This window comes from Paenibacillus turpanensis, from assembly GCF_011421635.1.
Lineage (GTDB): Bacteria > Bacillota > Bacilli > Paenibacillales > YIM-B00363 > Paenibacillus_AK > Paenibacillus_AK turpanensis.
The window spans coordinates 134,767-154,146 of record NZ_WTLI01000005.1 but is presented as its reverse complement, the minus strand read 5'-3'; the positions used below and the strand labels follow the sequence as shown (position 1 = coordinate 154,146).

General features: G+C 46.1%; 20 protein-coding genes. 16 read left to right on the top strand and 4 right to left on the bottom strand.

The genetic code is table 11. The annotated features are described in order from the left end of the window. The first annotated feature begins 70 nt into the window (after window positions 1-70). The 4 genes from GQS10_RS06440 to GQS10_RS06425 all read left to right on the top strand — a co-directional run bounded on the left by GQS10_RS06440 (window position 71) and on the right by GQS10_RS06425 (window position 3,587). Complete coding sequence (locus GQS10_RS06440) at window positions 71-946, top strand: LysR family transcriptional regulator (protein WP_166240239.1); 876 nt, start codon at window positions 71-73, stop codon at window positions 944-946. Window positions 947-1,100: 154 nt separating this feature from the next. Next, entirely contained in the window at window positions 1,101-2,027 is a 927-nt protein-coding gene (locus GQS10_RS06435; RefSeq protein WP_166240237.1) for an AEC family transporter, read from the top strand. Between the two features lie 77 nt (window positions 2,028-2,104). After that, a complete protein-coding gene (locus GQS10_RS06430; RefSeq protein WP_207952169.1) occupies window positions 2,105-2,512 on the top strand; it encodes a GNAT family N-acetyltransferase in 408 nt (135 codons plus the stop codon). Between the two features lie 76 nt (window positions 2,513-2,588). Beyond that, window positions 2,589-3,587 (top strand): phosphotransferase, encoded by a 999-nt coding sequence (locus tag GQS10_RS06425; protein WP_166240235.1) that lies wholly within the window; start codon window positions 2,589-2,591, stop codon window positions 3,585-3,587. A 214-nt stretch (window positions 3,588-3,801) separates the two neighbouring features. Here GQS10_RS06425 and GQS10_RS06420 read toward each other — a convergent pair whose 3' ends face one another. Continuing rightward, window positions 3,802-4,221: a VOC family protein gene (locus GQS10_RS06420; protein WP_166240233.1), complete on the bottom strand. Its 420-nt coding sequence runs from the start codon at window positions 4,219-4,221 to the stop codon at window positions 3,802-3,804. A 180-nt stretch (window positions 4,222-4,401) separates the two neighbouring features. On the opposite strand from GQS10_RS06420, the gene GQS10_RS06415 reads away from it, so the two are divergent. From GQS10_RS06415 to GQS10_RS06395, 5 genes are read left to right on the top strand one after another with little or no spacing between them, the layout of a single operon-like run. Further along, window positions 4,402-4,998, top strand: coding sequence for a TetR/AcrR family transcriptional regulator (locus tag GQS10_RS06415; protein WP_166240231.1), 597 nt, complete (start codon window positions 4,402-4,404; stop codon window positions 4,996-4,998). A gap of 52 nt (window positions 4,999-5,050) precedes the next feature. Then, entirely contained in the window at window positions 5,051-5,767 is a 717-nt protein-coding gene (locus tag GQS10_RS06410) for an MOSC domain-containing protein (protein ID WP_166240229.1), read from the top strand. Window positions 5,768-5,804: 37 nt separating this feature from the next. Next, entirely contained in the window at window positions 5,805-6,869 is a 1,065-nt protein-coding gene (locus GQS10_RS06405; RefSeq protein WP_243734996.1) for a DUF1835 domain-containing protein, read from the top strand. Between the two features lie 21 nt (window positions 6,870-6,890). Continuing rightward, complete coding sequence (locus GQS10_RS06400; protein ID WP_166240227.1) at window positions 6,891-7,313, top strand: SMI1/KNR4 family protein; 423 nt, start codon at window positions 6,891-6,893, stop codon at window positions 7,311-7,313. A 50-nt stretch (window positions 7,314-7,363) separates the two neighbouring features. Further along, window positions 7,364-8,272 carry a mechanosensitive ion channel family protein gene (locus GQS10_RS06395; protein ID WP_166240225.1) on the top strand — a complete coding sequence of 303 codons (909 nt, stop codon included), beginning with the start codon at window positions 7,364-7,366 and terminating at the stop codon, window positions 8,270-8,272. A 15-nt stretch (window positions 8,273-8,287) separates the two neighbouring features. Here the strand turns inward: GQS10_RS06395 and GQS10_RS06390 are convergent, their stop codons facing one another. The 3 genes from GQS10_RS06390 to GQS10_RS06380 form a co-directional block, all read right to left on the bottom strand. Then, window positions 8,288-9,085, bottom strand: coding sequence for a cytochrome c oxidase assembly protein (locus GQS10_RS06390; protein WP_166240223.1), 798 nt, complete (start codon window positions 9,083-9,085; stop codon window positions 8,288-8,290). Further along, window positions 9,082-9,570, bottom strand: coding sequence for a DUF2243 domain-containing protein (locus GQS10_RS06385; RefSeq protein ID WP_166240221.1), 489 nt, complete (start codon window positions 9,568-9,570; stop codon window positions 9,082-9,084). The genes GQS10_RS06390 and GQS10_RS06385 overlap by 4 nt, the downstream gene beginning before the upstream one ends. A gap of 188 nt (window positions 9,571-9,758) precedes the next feature. Continuing rightward, window positions 9,759-11,189: an ABC transporter substrate-binding protein gene (locus GQS10_RS06380; protein WP_166240219.1), complete on the bottom strand. Its 1,431-nt coding sequence runs from the start codon at window positions 11,187-11,189 to the stop codon at window positions 9,759-9,761. Between the two features lie 277 nt (window positions 11,190-11,466). Here GQS10_RS06380 and GQS10_RS06375 point away from each other — a divergent pair, with 277 nt between their 5' ends. From GQS10_RS06375 to cntE, 7 genes are all read left to right on the top strand, one after another. After that, the gene (locus GQS10_RS06375; RefSeq protein WP_207952167.1) at window positions 11,467-12,750 is read left to right on the top strand and encodes a hypothetical protein; all 1,284 of its coding nucleotides are present in this window, start codon (window positions 11,467-11,469) and stop codon (window positions 12,748-12,750) included. Between the two features lie 243 nt (window positions 12,751-12,993). Continuing rightward, window positions 12,994-14,604, top strand: a complete 1,611-nt coding sequence (cntA, locus tag GQS10_RS06370) for a staphylopine-dependent metal ABC transporter substrate-binding lipoprotein (protein ID WP_166240215.1) — start codon at window positions 12,994-12,996, stop codon at window positions 14,602-14,604. Window positions 14,605-14,661: 57 nt separating this feature from the next. Continuing rightward, window positions 14,662-15,594: a nickel/cobalt ABC transporter permease gene (gene opp1B, locus GQS10_RS06365; protein WP_166240213.1), complete on the top strand. Its 933-nt coding sequence runs from the start codon at window positions 14,662-14,664 to the stop codon at window positions 15,592-15,594. Beyond that, on the top strand, window positions 15,595-16,488 hold the full coding sequence (gene cntC / locus GQS10_RS06360) for a staphylopine uptake ABC transporter permease subunit CntC (protein ID WP_166240211.1): 894 nt from the start codon (window positions 15,595-15,597) through the stop codon (window positions 16,486-16,488). It abuts the gene before it with no gap. Between the two features lie 7 nt (window positions 16,489-16,495). Further along, window positions 16,496-17,299 carry a staphylopine uptake ABC transporter ATP-binding protein CntD gene (gene cntD / locus GQS10_RS06355; RefSeq protein WP_166240209.1) on the top strand — a complete coding sequence of 268 codons (804 nt, stop codon included), beginning with the start codon at window positions 16,496-16,498 and terminating at the stop codon, window positions 17,297-17,299. A 3-nt stretch (window positions 17,300-17,302) separates the two neighbouring features. Further along, complete coding sequence (locus GQS10_RS06350) at window positions 17,303-18,046, top strand: ABC transporter ATP-binding protein (protein ID WP_166240207.1); 744 nt, start codon at window positions 17,303-17,305, stop codon at window positions 18,044-18,046. A gap of 49 nt (window positions 18,047-18,095) precedes the next feature. Continuing rightward, window positions 18,096-19,313: a staphylopine family metallophore export MFS transporter CntE gene (cntE, locus tag GQS10_RS06345; RefSeq protein WP_166240205.1), complete on the top strand. Its 1,218-nt coding sequence runs from the start codon at window positions 18,096-18,098 to the stop codon at window positions 19,311-19,313. The last annotated feature ends 67 nt before the right edge of the window (window positions 19,314-19,380 follow it).

The following is a 19,380-nucleotide window of genomic DNA, read 5'->3' as shown; positions in this document are numbered from 1 at the left end:
GAGTGTGATTCGTGTATTGCTCATAAATCATGCTAAAATGTGGGGGACACTAGCGTTCTAAGGAGATCGTATGGACTACCAGGATTGGACGATTTTAAAGATGCTTTACGAAAAGAAAAATATGACGAAAACCGCCCAAGTTCTCTTTATTGCCCAGCCTTCCTTGACCAGAAGAATTCAACAGATGGAAAACGAATTCAACGTAACGCTTGTTCAGCGCGGGACTAGGGGCGTACAGTTTACGCCGCAAGGCGAATATTTGGCGAAATGCGCCGACGAGGCACTGCGCCATCTCCAGCACGCGAAGGAAGCAGTGTTAAACATAGGGGATGAAGTAACGGGGACGCTTCGCCTCGGTGTTTCCAATTACATCTCGAAAAACAAGCTTCCTAAGCTCTTGAAGCGGTTTCGCGAACAGTATCCGAAGGTAGAATTTAAAGTCGTAACCGGCTGGAGCGGTGACGTATTCGATCTCGTGTACAATCAGGACGTCCATATCGGCTTTGTTCGCGGGGATTATAAATGGCCGGAATCGAAGCTGCTGCTCTTTCATGAGCATATTAGCATTGCCTCGATCGAACCGTTCGAAATCGAGCAGCTGCCCTTTCTGCCTCGCATTGAATACGAAATGGATCCGCTGATGAAGGCCACGATCAACCGTTGGTGGAACGGAACCTTTTCTCACCCGCCTTCGATTGGAATGGAAGTGGACAAAGGCGATACCTGCAAGGAAATGGTGCTTAACGGCTTGGGGTACGGAATTCTTTCCAGCGCACTCATTGACCACATACCGGACGTGGTGAAAATCCCGATTACCGACGAGCAGGGGAAGCCGATCATTCGAAATACGTGGATGGTTTACCACGATCATTCTCTAGAGCTGAAAACGATCCAAGCGTTCGTCCGCTTCGTTGAATCGATAGACTTTACAAATGACTTGATCTAATCGTGACATAAGCCGTCATCGAAAACGTGGGTGAATCCGCGTTTTTTTTGCATTGAGATACTTTTTTTCTATGACTATCGCTGCAAAATCCGTATTTTTCTCCCCATGAATTTTGGCTTACGATAAAACAACATAGAGAAGGGGAGCGAGTGCGATGGCCGTCTTTTTCGTGATTGTCGTTCAGGTGATTATACCGGTATTTATCTTAATTGCAGCGGGAGCTTATATCCATCGAATATTTCAGGTTGATTTGAACACTCTTTCTAAACTAAATCTGTACTTATTGCTGCCCTGTGTTACGTTTACGAATATTTATGAGAGCAGTATGAACGGTGGGACAATCATTCAAATTCTCGCCTTTTTGCTGGTGCAAAATATGCTCCTCATGGCGGTGAGCTGGGGGATTGCCAAGGCAGGAAAATACGATCAAAGCATGACGGCCACGTTTAAAAATAGTGTCGTGCTTAATAATTCGGGCAATTTCGGACTTCCGGTCAGTCAGCTTGTGTTTCAAAGCAATCCGTTAGGGGCTTCGATCCAAGTAATCGTGAGCATCTTTCAATATCTGCTGACAAACACGTACGGTCTGCTAAATGTGATATCCGCCAAGAGCACCGGCACAAAGGTACTGCTTGAGTTTCTAAAGCTGCCCACGCTGTACGCCCTTGTCCTTGGATTGCTGTTAAACATTACATCCGTACCGATTCCCGTGTTTCTATGGAATACGATCGAAAATATGTCGAACGCCTTTCTGGCGGTTGCCCTTCTTACGTTGGGAGCGCAAAGTGCTTATATCCAAATAAAGCGTGTTTCACTCCCATTGATTTGGAGTCTTGTTGGTCGGCTTATTCTTTCGCCTTGTATCGCATCGGGAGTGATCCTCTTGCTGGGACTTGATGGGATTGTGGCTCAAGCCTTATTTATCGCCAGCTCGTATCCATCCTCTAGAAACAGCGCACAGCTGGCCCTTGAATACAATCAACATCCGGAATATGCGGCGCAAGCGGTCCTTCTTTCGACGCTGTTAAGCAGCTTTACAGTTGCTGTTGTTGTATATTTGTCAACGGTGTTGTATGGCTAATGGCTCCTGGATCATGATATTTACTATATTAATTATTAATGGAATTAAAAATTATTTGTAGATAGGAAGGTTACGTTATGGACATTCGGATCGTACCTAAAAAACAAGCTTGGCAGCTCCGTCACAAGGTCATGTGGCCGGACCGGGAGCTCGACTATGTAAAGCTTGCAGATGACGACCAAGGGACCCATTTTGGTCTCTTTGAAAACGAGCTGCTTGTGTCGGTGGTGTCCTTATTCATTCAAGGGGAGGAAGCGCAGTTTCGAAAGTTTGCGACATTAACTTCCCAGCAAGGAAAGGGCTACGGAAGCAAACTCTTGAAGCACGTGCTTGATGAAGCAATGCACTCCGGAGTAAAGCGTATCTTTTGCAACGCACGAATAGAAAAAGCATCCTTTTACGAAAAGTTTGGGCTCCGGAAAACCGATCACACCTTTACGAAAGGCGGTAAGGATTACGTTGTGATGGAGAATAAATGGATATAGTCATTTAAGGAGGTTCCTTCCATGAGGGTGCCGAGGTACGATAAAGGCACCTTAAGCTGGAAGGATGTTCGTTTTCGTGCTCAAATTTAAATATTTATTTCATAACGTTGACTTGGCAGAAATGCTGTTGAAGCATTGGGAGTTCGACGAATCGTCCCTTGATATGTTCAAGCACTACCGCATTTCCTCCAATGCGATTTACCCCTTTAAGCGAGAAGGGAAGATACAGCTTTTGCGATTTGCTCCGCAGGAAGAGAAGCTGGAGACGAACCTAAGGGCGGAGCTGGATTTTATCGCGTATTTGCATGAAAACGGCTGTGGAGTGCTGAAAGCGGTGGAATCAAAGGGCGGGGTGAAGCTGGTTGAAGCAAAGACGCCTTGGGGAGAGTACTTTGCTACTGTATTTGAACGCGTCCCCGGAAAGCAGCTAAACGCCGCCGCAGTTAACGATCTCGTTGTCTACAAATATGGGCAAGCTTTAGGAAAGCTTCACTCCTTATCTAGCCAATATCACCCTGATTCCACGAAGAGATGGTCGTACGAGGATGTATTCGATTGGATTGAAGCTGTGCTTGCACGAGCTCCTGCTCTGGAAATCAGTCAAGCAGCATCGGCAGAGCTTACGTTGTTACGGCATTATTTTGCCGCGCAGCCTAAGTCGAATTCGAATTTCGGACTCATTCATTATGATTTTGAATACGACAATGTGTTTTATGATGAAAATACGCAATCCTGCTATATAATCGATTTTGACGATGCGATGTATCATTGGTATGCCATGGACATGGAGCGGACGCTGGCTAGCATGCAAAGCCTTGTTTCCTCTGGAACGGAAACCTGTTCCGCTATGAAGCGTATCTTTTTAGAAGGCTACGAGTCAGTGCACCCCATTCCCGCCGATCTGGACCAGATCCTGCCAGCCTGCAGCCGATTCGCCGATTTATATGGGGTTACTCGAATCCTGCATGCATCCTTGGAGAAGTGGGAGCATGAGCCGAATTGGCTCGTTACTTTAAGAAGAAGACTAGGAGAATCTATGGTCGAGGCAGCCTCTAACTTTGGTAAGATGCTTTAAGTCACGGAAAAAGGCAGCGATTATTTCCCGAGCAACCGCATAATAGGAAGCCTTTCGCGTTCGTTCGACGATGCGTCAGCATGATGTCAGTGAAACGTGCTCTGGTTTGTCGAATAAGAACATATAAGCAAATGGAAAGAGGTACTCATGTAAAAAGCGACTCCGCAGAGGAGCCGCTTTTTTTGTGGAAATTTAATTGGGACGATAGTTAACCTCATTCATCTTGCGGCACTGCGTTCTCATCCATATAAAACAGTTCCCAAATGTGCCCATTGACATCTTGGAAGCTCCAGGAATACATAAATCCGTGATCCTGCGGAGCTTTCGCGTGGCTGCCACCGGCAGCGAGTGCTTTCTTTACGACAGCATCGACCTGCTCACGGCTATGAGCCGTAAGGGCAATGAGCACTTCTGCACTCTTAGCAGTATCTGCGAGCTCTTTATCAATGAAAGTTTGAAAATAAGATTCTACTAGAAGCATTGCGTATGTATGGTCATTGATGATCATGCAGGCTGCCTTTTCGTCTGTAAAATGAAAGTTGAAACCAAATCCGATTTCTGAGAAAAAGTCCATCGTTTTCTTTAAATCTTTCACTGGCAAATTAATAAAGGTTTTACTAGGTTTAAAAGTCATCCTTTTCACCTCTTCATGAATTAATTCTCTCTATAACTTTACAAATGTAAAATAATACAACTCAAAGATATTGTAATATTTACCATTTGTCAAGATAGTGAATGTCTGTTTAAAAAAATTGACTTCCATGAGATCAATTACTACCATAAGCTAATAAGCAAATATTGGAAGGTGGAAGCTTTGGGAGAAATTCGCAATGCAGAACGTACACGGAAGGCCATTCTTCAAGCAGCAAGAGACGAGTTTTTTGATAGAGGATACAACGGTGCTAGAATTGAATCGATTGCCAAACGTGCTGGTGTAAATAAACAATTAATTTATCATTATTTCAAAAGCAAAGAAGAATTGATTAACGAAACGATCGAAGATTTTATCAAGATGTTACCTTCTGGAAATCTAACGATGCCCGCTGATCCCGTACAAATCGCCGAGTTTCGTTTTAAAGTGAACATCGAACATTTACTGGATTTTTTAAAGTTCACCGCATGGGAGGCTGTCGATACGCTTCCTGAAAATGCAAACGGAGAAGAGCGGAGGAGAACGGTCCTCCAATCCTACAACGAAGATATGAGAGTGAAGCAGGAAATGGGGCTTGTTCCCAAGGAGCTTGACCCTTCGTTACTTACCTTAATGCTCTCGAGTCTAACGGTCTACCCGCTTCTCTACAGCAATGTAACACGGATGATTACAGGTCACACTCCGGGTGATCCGGAATTTCAGCAAAAGTGGTCGCAATTTCTAAGGCTGATCAGTGAGCGGATTTTTAGGATGGCGTAAAATGAACGGTAAAAAATTGAGTTTATGTATTACTAAGTCTAGGAGGGGACGAATGACCGGAGCTGTTGGAAAGATCATTGGAATTACACGTTATCCGGTAAAATCGTTTGCCGGAGAAAGCTTGCAATCGTGTGAAATCGATACGTATGGATTATTTGGCGACCGTTTTTGTGCTTTTTATGATGAAACGAAACAAGGCTGGGACAGCTTTTTCACTGCGAGAGATTTGCCGGTTATGTTGTCCTATCAAGCACAGCTTATCGAGGATGAAGTAAGGATTACATCACCGGACGGGCGGGTGTTTCGCTGGGATCAGCAATTGCTAGAAGAAATTCAGTGCTATACCACACAAAAGCTATCCATGAAAAGCTATAAATCTCCGAACCCGGAAGCTCCTGAGCTGATGTCGGTAGATCTAGCAAGCGTCTTAATTATAACAGATGCTGCCCTAAATAGACTCGAAGAAATATGGGGAAAAAGACTCGACCCGCGTCGTTTTCGAGCCAATCTAATCGTGTCTGTGGATGAAGCTGCGCTTCAGGAGAATGAATGGATCGGGAAGCGATTGGCCATGGGGACTGCACAACTGGAAGTGAACCAATACTGTGAGCGCTGCTCTATGATAACGCTGGATCCGGATACACTCGAACGCGATACAACGCTGTTAAGGAAAGTAAGAGAAGTGATGGGGGTAAACTTCGGCTTATATGCTTCCGTGAAGCAAACGGGTTGCATTCAAGTCGGTGACAATGTGTATATCATGGATTGATCCAAACGATTTAATCAAACCGTGAGGAGGAAGAGGATTGAAGGAGTTAGTAGAAATGAAAATGGCCGTTGATCAGTTGGAGGTTGAAGAGACGAGGCAATATTTGCGATATGTTTTATTGAAGATCGGCCGGCTTAAGAAGCAGGAAGAGCCGCTGGAAGCGGTGGGAGACACGTTGATAGAGCTCTATGATTCACTCATGAGTACCCGGGAAAAAAGGACGGTATGGGATCCAGTACCGGACTGCACCCATGTTCATATCGTCGTCGGCGATTCGTTTTCCGGCGGTATGAAGCAGGCGTTGAAGAAGCTGGGGTGGGCGGACCAGCATAAGCTGATACCGCTGCGCGAAAATTATGCCATCGGTCCGCTTACCGGATTGAATTCTTTGGAAGGACGAAAGGCACGGGCGGACTGGTTTCGGGACAACATTTCGGAAGCTTTTGAGTCCTACACCGACTTCGAAGAGGACTTCCAAGAACTGTTGGCAAAGGTGGAAAACATTCCTGAGCAGGCTCAGGTGGTTTTGTGGGCCAGCGGGAATGCATGCGAGCAGACAGGGATGCGGCACGCGATTCAATTGCTTCGCCGTAAGCGCAATCCGATTTGCGTTTATGATGCCGCCTACCTTTCCAGTAAAATGGACAGCGACAAGAGGCAGGATGTTGAAATCGATTCTCTGCACTCAGGAGAGCTCTCGCCGGACAAGCTTACGAAAGCACTTCAGCGGATGGACGGAAGCGGAAACCTGTCTGAATCCAACATCCAAAGGCTGGAGGAAGAGTGGCAGGATATTTCCAGGCAAGAGGGGGTATTGCGCATTTGGCAGGATCAGAAGCTCGTTGAGGTAAAGGCCAATTATTTTGATTCATACCTCCTCGAGAAGCTGGACAAATTGAGACCGCCTGCTGCCGCTCAGGAATTTTTGGCCGCTCCTCGTCTTATTGGTGAGGCGATCGGGTACTGTGATCAATATGTTGGTGATACGTATTTTGAATACCGGCTAAGAGAGCTAATTTACGATGGTATTCTCGAAATTAAAGGGGTTCCAGCCGCGATGCGATTTTACAGAGTCAGACGAAAACAGCGCAAGTTATCGTAGACAAAGGAGAGGTCTTGCCCAATGGGTAGATATACGGAAATTGTTCGTTACATGAATGAGAATCGGGAACTATTCAACATGGAGTCTATGACTGCTGAAGAGGTTGCGAGAGAAGCGGCCATTAACGGAGTACCGCAGGATTACATCGATTTTTTAACAGAGGTAGGCTGCGGGAGTGTTTTGAACTCGTATTTTCATTTTTACGGAGGATTGGTTGAGGCAACCGAAATTTTCGACCATCTTATGGACGGGGAAGAACACGAGGAACTTGAAGATGTTCTTTTGTTCGGCGACAATGGTTCCGGTGATGGAATTGGATTTTTAACGACGGATGGATGGAGGATTGTCGAGATTTGGCATGATGACAATTTATCGATTCAGCCGCGAGAGGAAAAGAGCTTTGAGGAGTTTGTTCTCAAGCTATTTGCGGATCGGAATGAATAAATAACGTGTGAAGTAGAGAAATGGTCATACCATGTTTGGAGGGGGAGCCTATGTTTCCTTGGAATGAAGATGCGCAACCGCTATCTTCGGCTGCCTTGGAGCTTTGGAATACGTACGGGGTTACTGCTTTAGATAAAACATTCGTCATTATTCTTATCGTTGGTTTAACCTGGTTAGCCCTGAAGGTAAGAACCATGGTCATCTCTAAAATATTCCGGCTTACACGTCTGGAAGAGAAGCAGAGAAACACTTTGGAATCACTGTTGTTATCCTTTACCAAATATGTATTTGTGATTATCGCTTTTCTCATGTGTCTGAGTAATGTAGGGGTTGAGGTTGGGCCGATTATTGCAGGCGCGGGTGTTATTGGGCTTGCCGTCGGTTTTGGCGCTCAAACCTTAGTGAAGGATTTAATTACGGGCTTCTTTATCATTTTTGAGGATCAGTTTTCCGTCGGGGATTACGTTACGATTAATAACGGTGAAATTAACGGGACGGTTGTTTCTGTAGGGCTTCGTGCAACAAAAATTAGGACCTGGGCGCAGCATGTGGTTGTGATCCAAAATTCTGAAATACGGATCAGTCAAAATTATAATCGGGAAAAAATGAGAGCCATCGTAAACGTTTCAGTTCCTTACGAGACGGACCCAGCGGATGTGGAAGGGGCGGTGCATGCCGTTTCAGAGCATATGGTTGATACGATGAAGCATTTATTTTTGCTGGACGAAAAAGGCGAGCCGATAGAACCGCCGCAATTGTACGGGATTACGGATGTTGAAAACAACGCGCTTGGAGCGAAATATACAGTTGTGGCACTCGTGAAGGATGTTCATTATTTCACCGCGTGCAAAGTCATGAGACAATTCATTGTAGAACAGCTAAAGGCTGGCGGAATTCATATTTCCTACCCGAGAAGGGTGGAGCGGAAAGACGTCGAAATGTTTTATCAAACTCGATGAACAAAGTTCGGTCCGCTATCCTTTACTGTAGCTCGTCGAAGGAGCGATCGATACTCGAGGTCTAGTCGCTTTATACCATTGAGAAAAAAGAATCGTGATTAGGATTGCATCCACGGCATCGCCGCCATAATACATGAGCATACTGCCGATCTCCACTTGCGCTGAAGGTACACCGGCCGGTGGATTGGCATACAAGTATTTTGATAAAATACCGTGACCAGCCAAGGCAAACAGGAGTACCACGGTTCGGTATACGAAGCTCGTACGATGAACGGCCAAGTCGATCTGGAGCATAGCCGAGGTGAAAAGATAGCCTGCGGCAAGCAAGTGGAAATGCACGATCCAATGGACGATTCCATTTTGCTGCATGATCAAATATAAATCGGTTGCATAGAGCATCCATAGTCCGCCCAGGGTAAGGATTGAAGCTGGAATCGGATCGTTGAGAAAACGAATCGGAGCACTTCTCATCAGCTTCGACAGTGTACGCGACCATTTCGTCGGCATTGTTCTTAAAAGAAGGGTCATAGGCGCGGCAAGCGTGAGTAAAAGCGGGGCAAGCATGCCGAGCAGCAGATGGACGAGCATATGTGAAATGAAGTTATGGTGGGCTTGCTCCGCTAACGGACCGATCACGGCCACCGCCGCACTGCATATACCAACAGACCAACAAACATAACGGTACAACGGAAATGGCTTGAATTGTCGGCTTGAACGTACAGCGGCCGCGACATAAAGGACGATGAGCAGGAAAAACAGCAGAACAGCGATCAGCTCGAAAACATTTGAATTCGGATGTTCATGATGCGTCATTTTGAAAATTCTCCATGCACCTGCAGGTTTCGCTTCGAGCGTTGAATGAGAATTCCACCGGCTAGGATCATTACTATAGCTACCAAATTCCATACGATATCATACACGATAAGGTTATCGACATACCGAATTTGATGGATTCGCATAAGCTTGTGCTGGATCGTGCCGTCGTACAGCTGGAATAAACCGGCGCCCAGCCATACGCTGCCAATCCAACGCTGTAACAACAAGGCAGACCGACGGCGAAGATCGGCAAACAGAAATAATCCGCCAATCGTTGCAAACCAGCTGAATGCATGAAACCATCCGTCGGAGACCAATCCCACTGCCGTCGTCGATTGGTCGTAGAAATGATGCCAATGCAGCAGCTGATGGAAGATCGTTTCATCCAAAAAAGCGGCGAAGCCAAAACCGAACAATAAGCCTGACCAAAGGTTCCGTTTAAGATATTGTGAAGTAGGGTGTTGAGCGGATGTTGTAGACATGGAATCTCCTATAAAATGGTTTATACGGTATTCTATCTTTGTATCCATTTTATGGTGTTTTTAATCGTGCAGTGATTCGATGAGTGAGATGATTAACATAATATTATTATGGTTAACCAAATCTGATTTCTCCACCTAAAAACAGAACCCCGCTCTTGCCCGGATAGGAGAGAGCAGGGTTCTTTCGATTACGATTGAGGTTTTGGTTCTTGTTCTTTAGCTTTTGCCTCGGCTGCTTCTTTCTCGATCGCGTCGTCTAATAAAGCCTGTCCTTCCGTTTCGATCAAACGAAGAGTCTCCTCTAGAGTGAGATCACCTTTGACCAGGGCATTCCAATGCTTCTCCGCCAGTGGCAAGAACTCCAAATCGAATTGGCGGGGGAGCGCTTCGTAGGTCGAGTACACATCATTCTCTTTGGGCGGCAATAAATAAAATGCTTCCATATGCTTTCCGGACGGATTCTGCAAATACTCGGTCCGTACCGGCAGCCCTCCTAAAACCGGAGAACGTGCGAACACTTTTCCCATGGCATCCGAATTCACATATTTCACGAATTCCCATGCAGCGGCCAAATGTGGTGATTTGGCGTTGATGGAGAATATATCCTGCAGGAAGAAGGAGGAGGTTTCCTTCGGCATGCCCTCATGAACAGGGACGGTTACCATGTCCCAGTCAGACACGGCTTCTTCACCTAGAACACTACTGGCTTCTTTCAATTGATTCATATAATAAGGACCGCTGATGTTCATTGCAACTTTACCGGTCGTAAAGAGATCTCGCCGTAAATAGTCCTCATAATTCATCGATTGGCCGCTGTTTCGTTCCGGTTCATAAGTCGCCTTCGATTTCGCGATCCGAAGTGTTTTCTCCGCAACCTTTTTCCAAGAATCCGTGTTTAAAGTTAGTTTATTGGATGAGAAATCAATATAGGATAAATCATTGTCCATGCCGAACCGGATCAGTGTGTTGAAGGATGAGCCCATTCCTGCTTGTATGCCATAAACCCGGTTCTCGCCGGTGCCATCCGTCGGAAATCGTTCGGCAAGCAGCATAATTTCCTCCCAGGTCATGTTGTCCTGCGGATGGGGGATTCCGTACTGATCAAACAGCTTTTTATTGTAAAATAGCACGTTGCTCGAAAATGTCGGAGCAAGACCGTACAGTTTTCCGTCTCCCAAATCCCTCATCTTTTTCATAGCAGCAGGTAAAATGCCTTCCGTCGAAAATCCATCCTGTTCCATGACCGAATCCAGCTCGTATAGAAGGCCGTCATCCTTTAACGGCTTAAAAAACATGGAATCCAGCATCAAGATGTCGGGTTGTTTTTCCGCTACAAGCTTCTTGAAAGCATCCGTTGGGTTGGTGCCATCTCCATTAAAAACACCAGCAGTGGAGACAATCTCAAAATCGATATTTGGAAACTGGGAGATAAATAAGTTTCCTAAATTTTGATAGAATGAATGCTCGTCCCAATACGTAATCTTTAACGTTACTTTTTCGTCTTTGTTATAGGCGGGGAAAGCCTTCTTACTGCCGCTGTCTCCTGGGCTGCATGCACTGACGATGGTCAACGCCATGATTACAATAAATAGGAAAGCGGTCTGTATCTTTTTCTTCAACTTGATCTCACTCCTATACTAAATTTCTAGATCCATACTATTAACGCTCATAATCTGGAAATAGTTTCATATAGGAGGAAAAATTCTGTTTGTCATGATCCCCCACGCAGCAGGCGGGATTCCAGCTTGGCTTATTTTCATCGTTTATTGGTTGTGATATATTCGAAATAAAATTGGTAATATGTACCTCCCCATGGTTTGTCGAAGCTATTATGCACTAGAATCTGCTTCAGGTAAAAGAATGAATTGAGGTGAAAACATGACTCGATTTTCCCAAATGGAAAGTCAGCAGGATCACTCGATGCTTCCGTCAAAACAGAAAGAGAAATCTTCCTCACATGAAAGTAGAACTTCTCTTGAGCCATTCGTTTTTCAACCTCATATCCCAGTTGACGCGAGTCGTCTAAGTACTCATCATATACAAACTTTACAACAAACCATCGGGAACCGGGCAGCAATGGGCTTAATCCAAGGCCGAAGCCAAACGGCTGGGAACTCAGAGGGCTCTACCATACAGCGAATGTTAGAGAAAGCCCAAAAACTGCAAAAGGTTAAAGTTTGGCTAGAAAATGAACAAAAAATTATCAACGGAAGAGTAGCAGAGTCTTATAATTTTTCGAAATCAAACGAAGAGGAAGAAGCTATTGTAACGATTCAATTAGAGAATAAAAGAAAACAAATTCAAGTGGATTGTAAGCATGTTTACTCCTCTGATATGGATGACGAAGATATTTATAAGTCTGAAGGTATCAAGATTCAAGACCCGAACCATGACCTATATGCTTTATTGGCTCAAAAGCTTGGGAAAGAAGAAGAGGAGTTCATTTCTCTAGTTCTTAACGATATAAACTTAAAACAATATATTGACGGGGATAGCGAATATTTAAAGGATGTCTTAGAGGGAAATACAGAATCTGAGGAAGAAGAAAGTGAGATATTAAAAGATTTAATTGTAATGGTTGATGATGCCGAAAGAAATGAAGAGAGTTTGAAAGCGATTGGCACCGGAAAAAGTTCGAGTAGAGACTGGGCTTTTACGAGGATTCGATTTGAAGCATCCAAATTGGCAAGAAATTCAAATACGGGAATATTTCCCGGAGGTAAATATTCTCTGCACCATAAGATATCGCAAAATCACTTGGATACGTTACATGGCCAAATGGAACAAGACGGAGATCAGGCAGAACCAGTAAGGACTGTATTGAAAGAAATTGCAGCTTACATCGGTACAGGTTCAACCAATTACAATAAAATATTACACAATATGCCTGCCGGTTTGGAGGCAGGGCCGCCATCCGATCAGCGAATAGGGGATCCGGGCAGCAGTTTTGACGGGAATGTTCCCGATAGTCCCAGAACCGTGCGGTTACGAAAAGTAGATGACGCGATTACGCATAGCCCCAATCATATTCCATGGCAGGAAGTAGCCCAGAATCTAGCGGAAGCTCATAAAATCCATAAAAAACTGACTGGTGATAAGTTGTTAAGTGATCCTAAGTCGAAGCAATGGAAACAAATGCGGGATGGAAAGTTTGAACGGGGAAATTGGGAAGAGGACTAATCTGTGTAGATAAGGGTTTGTATAGGGGAGGAAGTACTCGGCCACCACAGGTTCGAGTGCTTCTTTTTTTAGGCGATCAGAATGTCAACTACTCCATTATGTATGGCCTTTAGCGTCTATCATCAAAAGTCTCGAATAATCGTAAATTTTACGAATAGTATTGACGGTGTACCAGTTTATGGATAATATACATATTTGGGAGGCTTGATCGTAATTGTTACTATTTAATAGCAGGAGGAAGCGATGACAAGAAAAACGGTTTCTATGATTTCAGCGATGGTTGTTGCATGTATGTTGGTGGCAGGCTGCAGTGACGGGAAGGCAGGAACTACGAAGAGCATGTCTGCCAGCCAAGAGTTAGTTTATGCTACTGCCAAGGATATCAATGATATGAATCCCCATTTATATCCGGGCTCCATGCCGGCGCAGGGGATGGTTTATGAATCGCTCGTGGAAAACACGGCGGAAGGCATTCGGCCGCTGCTTGCCGAAACGTGGGACATCTCGGATGACGGCAAGGTGTACACGTTTCACCTAAGAAAAGGCGTTACGTTCCATGACGGCGAGCCCTTCAACGCGGAAGCCGTCAAACAAAACATAGAGGCTGTACTGCGAAATGCCGGGAAGCATTCGTGGATTAAGCTGTCAACCAAGATTACAGGTTGTACCGTCGTTGACGAGCATACGGTGAAAATCGAATTGTCGGAACCGTATTATCCGGCACTGGTGGAACTGTCGATGACTCGGCCGTTCGTCTTTTTATCCCCCAAGGATTTTAAGGATGGGGAAACGAAGGATGGCGTAAACGGATTCCACGGAACCGGCCCATATAAGTTAGCAGAACATAAAGTAGATCAATACGCCGTGTTCGAAGCGAATGAGAAGTATTGGGGCGGTGCCCCGAAGGTGAATAAAATTACGGCAAAGGTTCTTCCTGCAGGTGAAACGACTTACTTGGCACTGCAGAAGGGAGAAGTGAATTTTGTATTTACGGATGATCGCGGGGCTGACAGCATCAATGTAGAGGCCATGGAAAGCTTGGTTTCCTCCGGCAACTACCAGTTGGTGAGAAGCGAGCCGATGAATACCAAGATCATTGTGGCGAACAGCAGTAAAGCAGGCAGTCCGGTGACGGAAACAGCTGTACGCGAAGCGCTCTGGTATGCGGTGGACAGAGAAACCATCAGCAAGCAAATCTTTAGCGGTACGGAAAGCGTTGCGGAGACCTTGTTTGCGGCTAACGTCAATTATGCCAATGTCGACTTGAAGAAACGCGGCTTTAACCTGGAAACCGCAGCGAAGCTTCTGCAGGATGCGGGATGGCAGCAGGACAATGGCAGCAAAGTTCGGATGAAGGATGGAAGTCCCTTAGCCATGAAGCTTTACTATGACGTCAATTCTTCCTCCCAGAAGATGCAAGCGGAATTTATACAAAATTCGGTGAAACAAATTGGAATGCAGCTGGAGCTGATCGGTGAAGAATCTTCCTCGATCGCCAACCGGAGATCGACAGGCGATTATGACCTGTTATTCAATCAAACGTGGGGACTGGCTTACGATCCACAAAGCACGATTGCCGCCTTTACCTCGAAATCCTCTTATTATCACACGACAAGCGGAATATCAAAAGCAGATGAGCTGTACAAAAAAATCGATCAGGTTATGGTGTCTACAGATGAAAAAAACAGACAATCGCTCTACGCGGATATTTTAAAAATTGTCCATGATGAAGCCGTATTTATTCCGATCACGAACGGAAGCATTACAGTCGTGGCTCCGAAAACATTGCAGGGAATCGCGTTTAAGCAAACACAATACGAGCTCCCGTTCGAGAAGATGCACTTTGAACAATAATCAATCCATGTAAGAGGGGGGCTCCCCCTTTCTATTTGTTCAGGAGAGGAGAGGACGATGGGACTTTATATTGTAAAAAGGGTTCTGCTATCGGTCCCTTTGCTGCTGGCGGTTTCATTTCTCACGTTTGTTTTTATCCATTTATCTCCGATGGATCCGGCGGAAGTGATTCTGCACGCCCAAGGCGTTCCGAAGATTACCGAAGAGCTGATTATGCAAACCAAAGCAGAGCTTGGAATGGACCGGCCGTTTCTCGTTCAATACTTTCATTGGATGGCGGCCTGTCTGCAGGTCGATTTCGGAAACTCTTACGTAACGGGAAAACCGGTCTGGTCTTTATTAGGGCCTGCTTTCCTCAACACCTTGAAGCTGACACTCGTTTCAACGATAGCCATTATCCTCTTATCGATTGGGTTAGGAATCATATGTGCTTGGCGGGAGGGTAGGATGCTCGATCGGTCGGTTCGCGGCGTTTCGTTCTTTCTGACTTCCATGCCGTCCTATTGGCTCGGTGCGCTTATGATTTGGTTTTTTGCGGTGAAGCTGAATCTATTACCGACGAGCGGAATGAATTCCTATCAGAGCTACATTTTGCCGGTTGTACTCATTACCGTCAATTATGCGGGCATTTACTTTCGCATCGTTCGAAGCTCGGTGCTGAGCAATTTAAACGAGGACTATGTGCTGTACGGCAGGGCCTGCGGGCTTTCGGAGAAAACCGTTATGCTTCATATCGTAAGAAACTCCTTGCAGGTAGCCGTTTCGGTCTTTTGCATGGCGGTGCCGATTATTCTCGGAAGTACCGTCGTCATCGAGAATATATTTGCATGGCCGGGATTAGGTACGCTTAGCGTTAACTCCATTCTCAGCAGAGACTTTCCGGTGATCCAAGCCTATGTTCTGATTTTGGCGGCAGCCTTCGTTTTCTTTAACACCGCTTCCGACATCTTGAATGCGGCACTGAATCCTCGATTAAGGAATGATCTATAAATGGTACTTTTAAAGAACGTACTAAAAGATCGGCTGGCCGCCATTTCCTCCGCCATTTTACTTACGGTTATGATTGTCGGGATCTTTGCTCCATGGTTCGCGCCGCATGATCCCGAGGAAGTGCATATGGAGCTCCGATACGCGTCAGCTTCATGGGAATACCTGTTAGGAAACGATCATCTGGGCCGGTGCATCTTATCTAGAATGATTTACGGCATTCGCCCCAGCGTATTATGGGTATTTGCCGCGTTGGTGCTGACAGTAACCTTTGGAGCCATTCTAGGCTTTCTAGCCGGCTATTTTAGAGGAAAAACGGATGCGGTGCTGATGCGGATCTGTGATGTGATGCTGTCCTTCCCCGGTTATGTGATGACTTTGGCACTCATTGGTATTTTGGGCGTAGGCCTAGAAAATATTTTGATCGCGTTCCTCTTGTTAAAATGGGCCTGGTTTGCCCGAATCATCCGAACGGCGGTTATGCAGTACGCCGATTCCGATTATGTGAAGTTTTCCAAGGTGACCGGGGTAAGTGATGTGAACATTATGCTGAAGCATCTTGTTCCGGTTACCCTTCCCGATATTGCCGTCATCGCGAGCAGCTCCTTTGGCACGATGGTTTTGCAAATTTCCGGCTTCTCCTTCCTCGGTTTAGGCATCCAAGCCCCGAACGCGGAGTGGGGGATGATGTTAAATGAAGCCAGGGAAGTGATGTTCTCCAAGCCTGAATTTATGCTGGCACCCGGGCTTACCATTATTATCGTTGTATCCAGCATTAACTTTTTGTCCGATGCGCTTCAGGTGGCATTAGACCCGAAATTAAGAACCACCAAACAAAAAGAAAAAGGCTGGTTCAGAGCCCCTGCCGGCAAGCTCGAGAGAAAAGAGGTGGCATAGCTCTAACATGAATATTTTGAAAATTAATAAGCTGAAGATTTGGGATCAAAGCTCCGGCAAGGTTATCATTCCGGATAGTTCATTTGATGTGAAGCAGGGGAGCTGTTTGGCTATCGTAGGTGAAAGCGGGAGCGGGAAATCTGTAACCTGCAGAGCAATCATGAGATTAAACAAGCCTGGAATCCGCCATACAGGAGACATTTTGTTTAAAGGGGAGAACCTCGCTCAGGTTTCCGAGAAGGAAATGAGAAAGAAAAGAGGGAAGCAGCTTTGTATGATTATGCAGAACGGGATGCGTGCCTTTGATCCCTCCTGCGTGGTAGGCGTTCACCTCAGGGAGACGCTGGCCGAGCATTTTGGCTGGGGACGGGAGGAAACGACGGAAAACATGAAGCTGGCTATGCACAGCGTGATGCTGAAAAATCCAATAGACGTGATGAATTCCTATCCTCATCAGCTTTCAGGCGGTATGCTTCAACGAGTGATGATCGCGCTTGCACTCGTCTTAGAGCCCGACGTCGTCATCGCCGATGAACCGACGACCGCACTCGATACCGTCTCCCAATATGAAGTGTTAGAGCAGTTTATCGCGCTCCGGGAACGCTTGGGGAACACGATGATTTTCATCTCTCATGACTTAGCTATCGTTCGGAAAATCGCCGACGAAGTGCTGGTGATGAAGGATGGAAGCATCATTGAGCAAGGCACCACGGAAGCTATTTTTGCAGATGCAAAACAAGAATATACCCGCTACCTGGTATCTACAAAGCTGTCGCTGCATGAACATTTTCAGCGGATTATGGGGGCCTAAACGTTGTTGAGCGTGGAACAGGTACATAAATCGTATCGTAAGGGCGGACTGTTTTCGAACGAGAAAAAGCAGGTACTGCATGATATTACATTTGAATGGCTGCCAGGGGAATGTCTTGGCATTATCGGCGAAAGCGGGAGCGGAAAATCCACGTTAGGCCGACTGCTTCTTGGAATTGAAAAGCCCGACCAGGGAACGATTTGCTTCGAGGGAAAAAGCGTGGAGCATCGAAAGGCGAGAGTCGGGAAGATCAGCGCCGTGTTTCAAGACTACACCTCCTCTTTAAATCCTTTTTTTACAGTAGAAAAGACGCTCTTAGAGCCTTTACGGATGCTAAAGAAGGGGCAGGCCGACGTTCAAGCAAAAATTGATCTTCTCTTAACGCAGGTCGGATTAGACTCTACTTATCGAGACAAGTATCCGCATGAGCTGTCAGGAGGGGAGGCGCAGCGGGTTTGTATTGCGAGAGCTGTGGCCACTGAACCGAATTGCATCGTATTGGACGAAGCGATTAGTTCGCTGGATGGATCCGTACAAATCCAAGTGCTGGAGCTGCTGAAAAATTTGAAGGCGATGTACGGAATGGGGTATATATTTATCACTCACGATATACAAGCAGCCGCATACCTTTGCGACAGAGTCATGTTTATTCGCAGCGGGCACGTGGAAGAGATCGTAACCGTTGAGCAGCTGAAGGATCTTCAGTCCCCTTATGCAAAAAACATGCTGCAGATGATCATTACGTAATGGATACTGGCAAATGGATGGATCATTCGATTACGGAAGGAGCTTATGCGTGGGAGGAGCTCTCTCATGGCCGTTTTTACGGCTGTATGTGTTAACTCTCTTTTATTTCAGCGCCAATGCGATCCTCAATGTCACGATCCCATTAAAAGGGGAGTCGCTCGGCGCAACGAATTCAGCAATCGGTTTGATTATGGGAGCGTACTTGTTTACAACGATGTTTTTCAGACCGTGGGCAGGGCGCGTCATCCAAAAGCATGGTCCTGTAAAAGTGCTTCGTACCCTACTCATTTTGAACGGGATTGCACTGGCATTATACACATTCTCCGGTTTAGAGGGGTTTTTCGTTGCCAGGGTAATGCAAGGCGTTTGTACGGCCTTTTTCTCCATGGCGCTGCAGCTTGGCATTATCGATGCGTTGCCTGACAAGGATCGGTCCCAGGGGATTTCCATGTATTCCTTATGCTCTTATATGCCGGGAATTTTCGGTCCATTGCTTGCGCTAGGCATGTGGGAAGCGGGGAATACGAATATTTTTACCGTTGCGATGATTGTGATCGCTGTCAGCACCGGTGTGGTAGGTTTCAGTGTAAGGATGGATCGGAAAGAGGCGGATGCCGCCCCAGTTCCTGCGGAGCAGGGAGCGGTGTCGATGGCGAGTTCCTTCGGCCAGCTGTTTAAAAATCCGCATTTGTTCCGATGCAGCAGCTTGATGCTGAGCGCGTCGATCGTATTTGGATCCGTGACTACCTTTGTACCGTTATATGCTGACCAAGTGAAGCATGGAAACGCAGGTGTTTATCTTATGATCCAAGCGGGAATCGTCGTGTTATCACGCTTTATTCTGCGGAAGAAAATCCCTTCGGATGGAAAATGGCATTCTTCCTTTGTGATGTTCATTTTTCTAATCTTGACGATTGCAGCACTAAGCATCAGTTTTTCAGCTGCAGGCGGAGTTGTTTTCTTTTACATAGGGGCTGCACTCATGGGAACCGCACAGGCGCTTCTTTATCCGACGCTCACCACCTACTTAACCTTCGTTCTGCCGCAGGCGAGCCGGAACGTTCTCGTCGGGTTATTTATCGCCATGGCGGACTTGGGCGTATCCATGGGCGGAATGCTTATGGGCCCGATCGCCGATCTGTTTTCCTATTCTACGATGTACTCGATTTGCGCAGCTCTTGGCGCATTGATGATCGGATTGGCATACCGAAGAGGTCAAGGCAAGCGAGAGGATTACAACATACAAAATCCTCATAACGCTGTATGACCGAGAAATGGCAACAAAGTTCATGGATGAAAAGAAGGGCCGGTATGAATCTCGCCGGTCCTTTTTC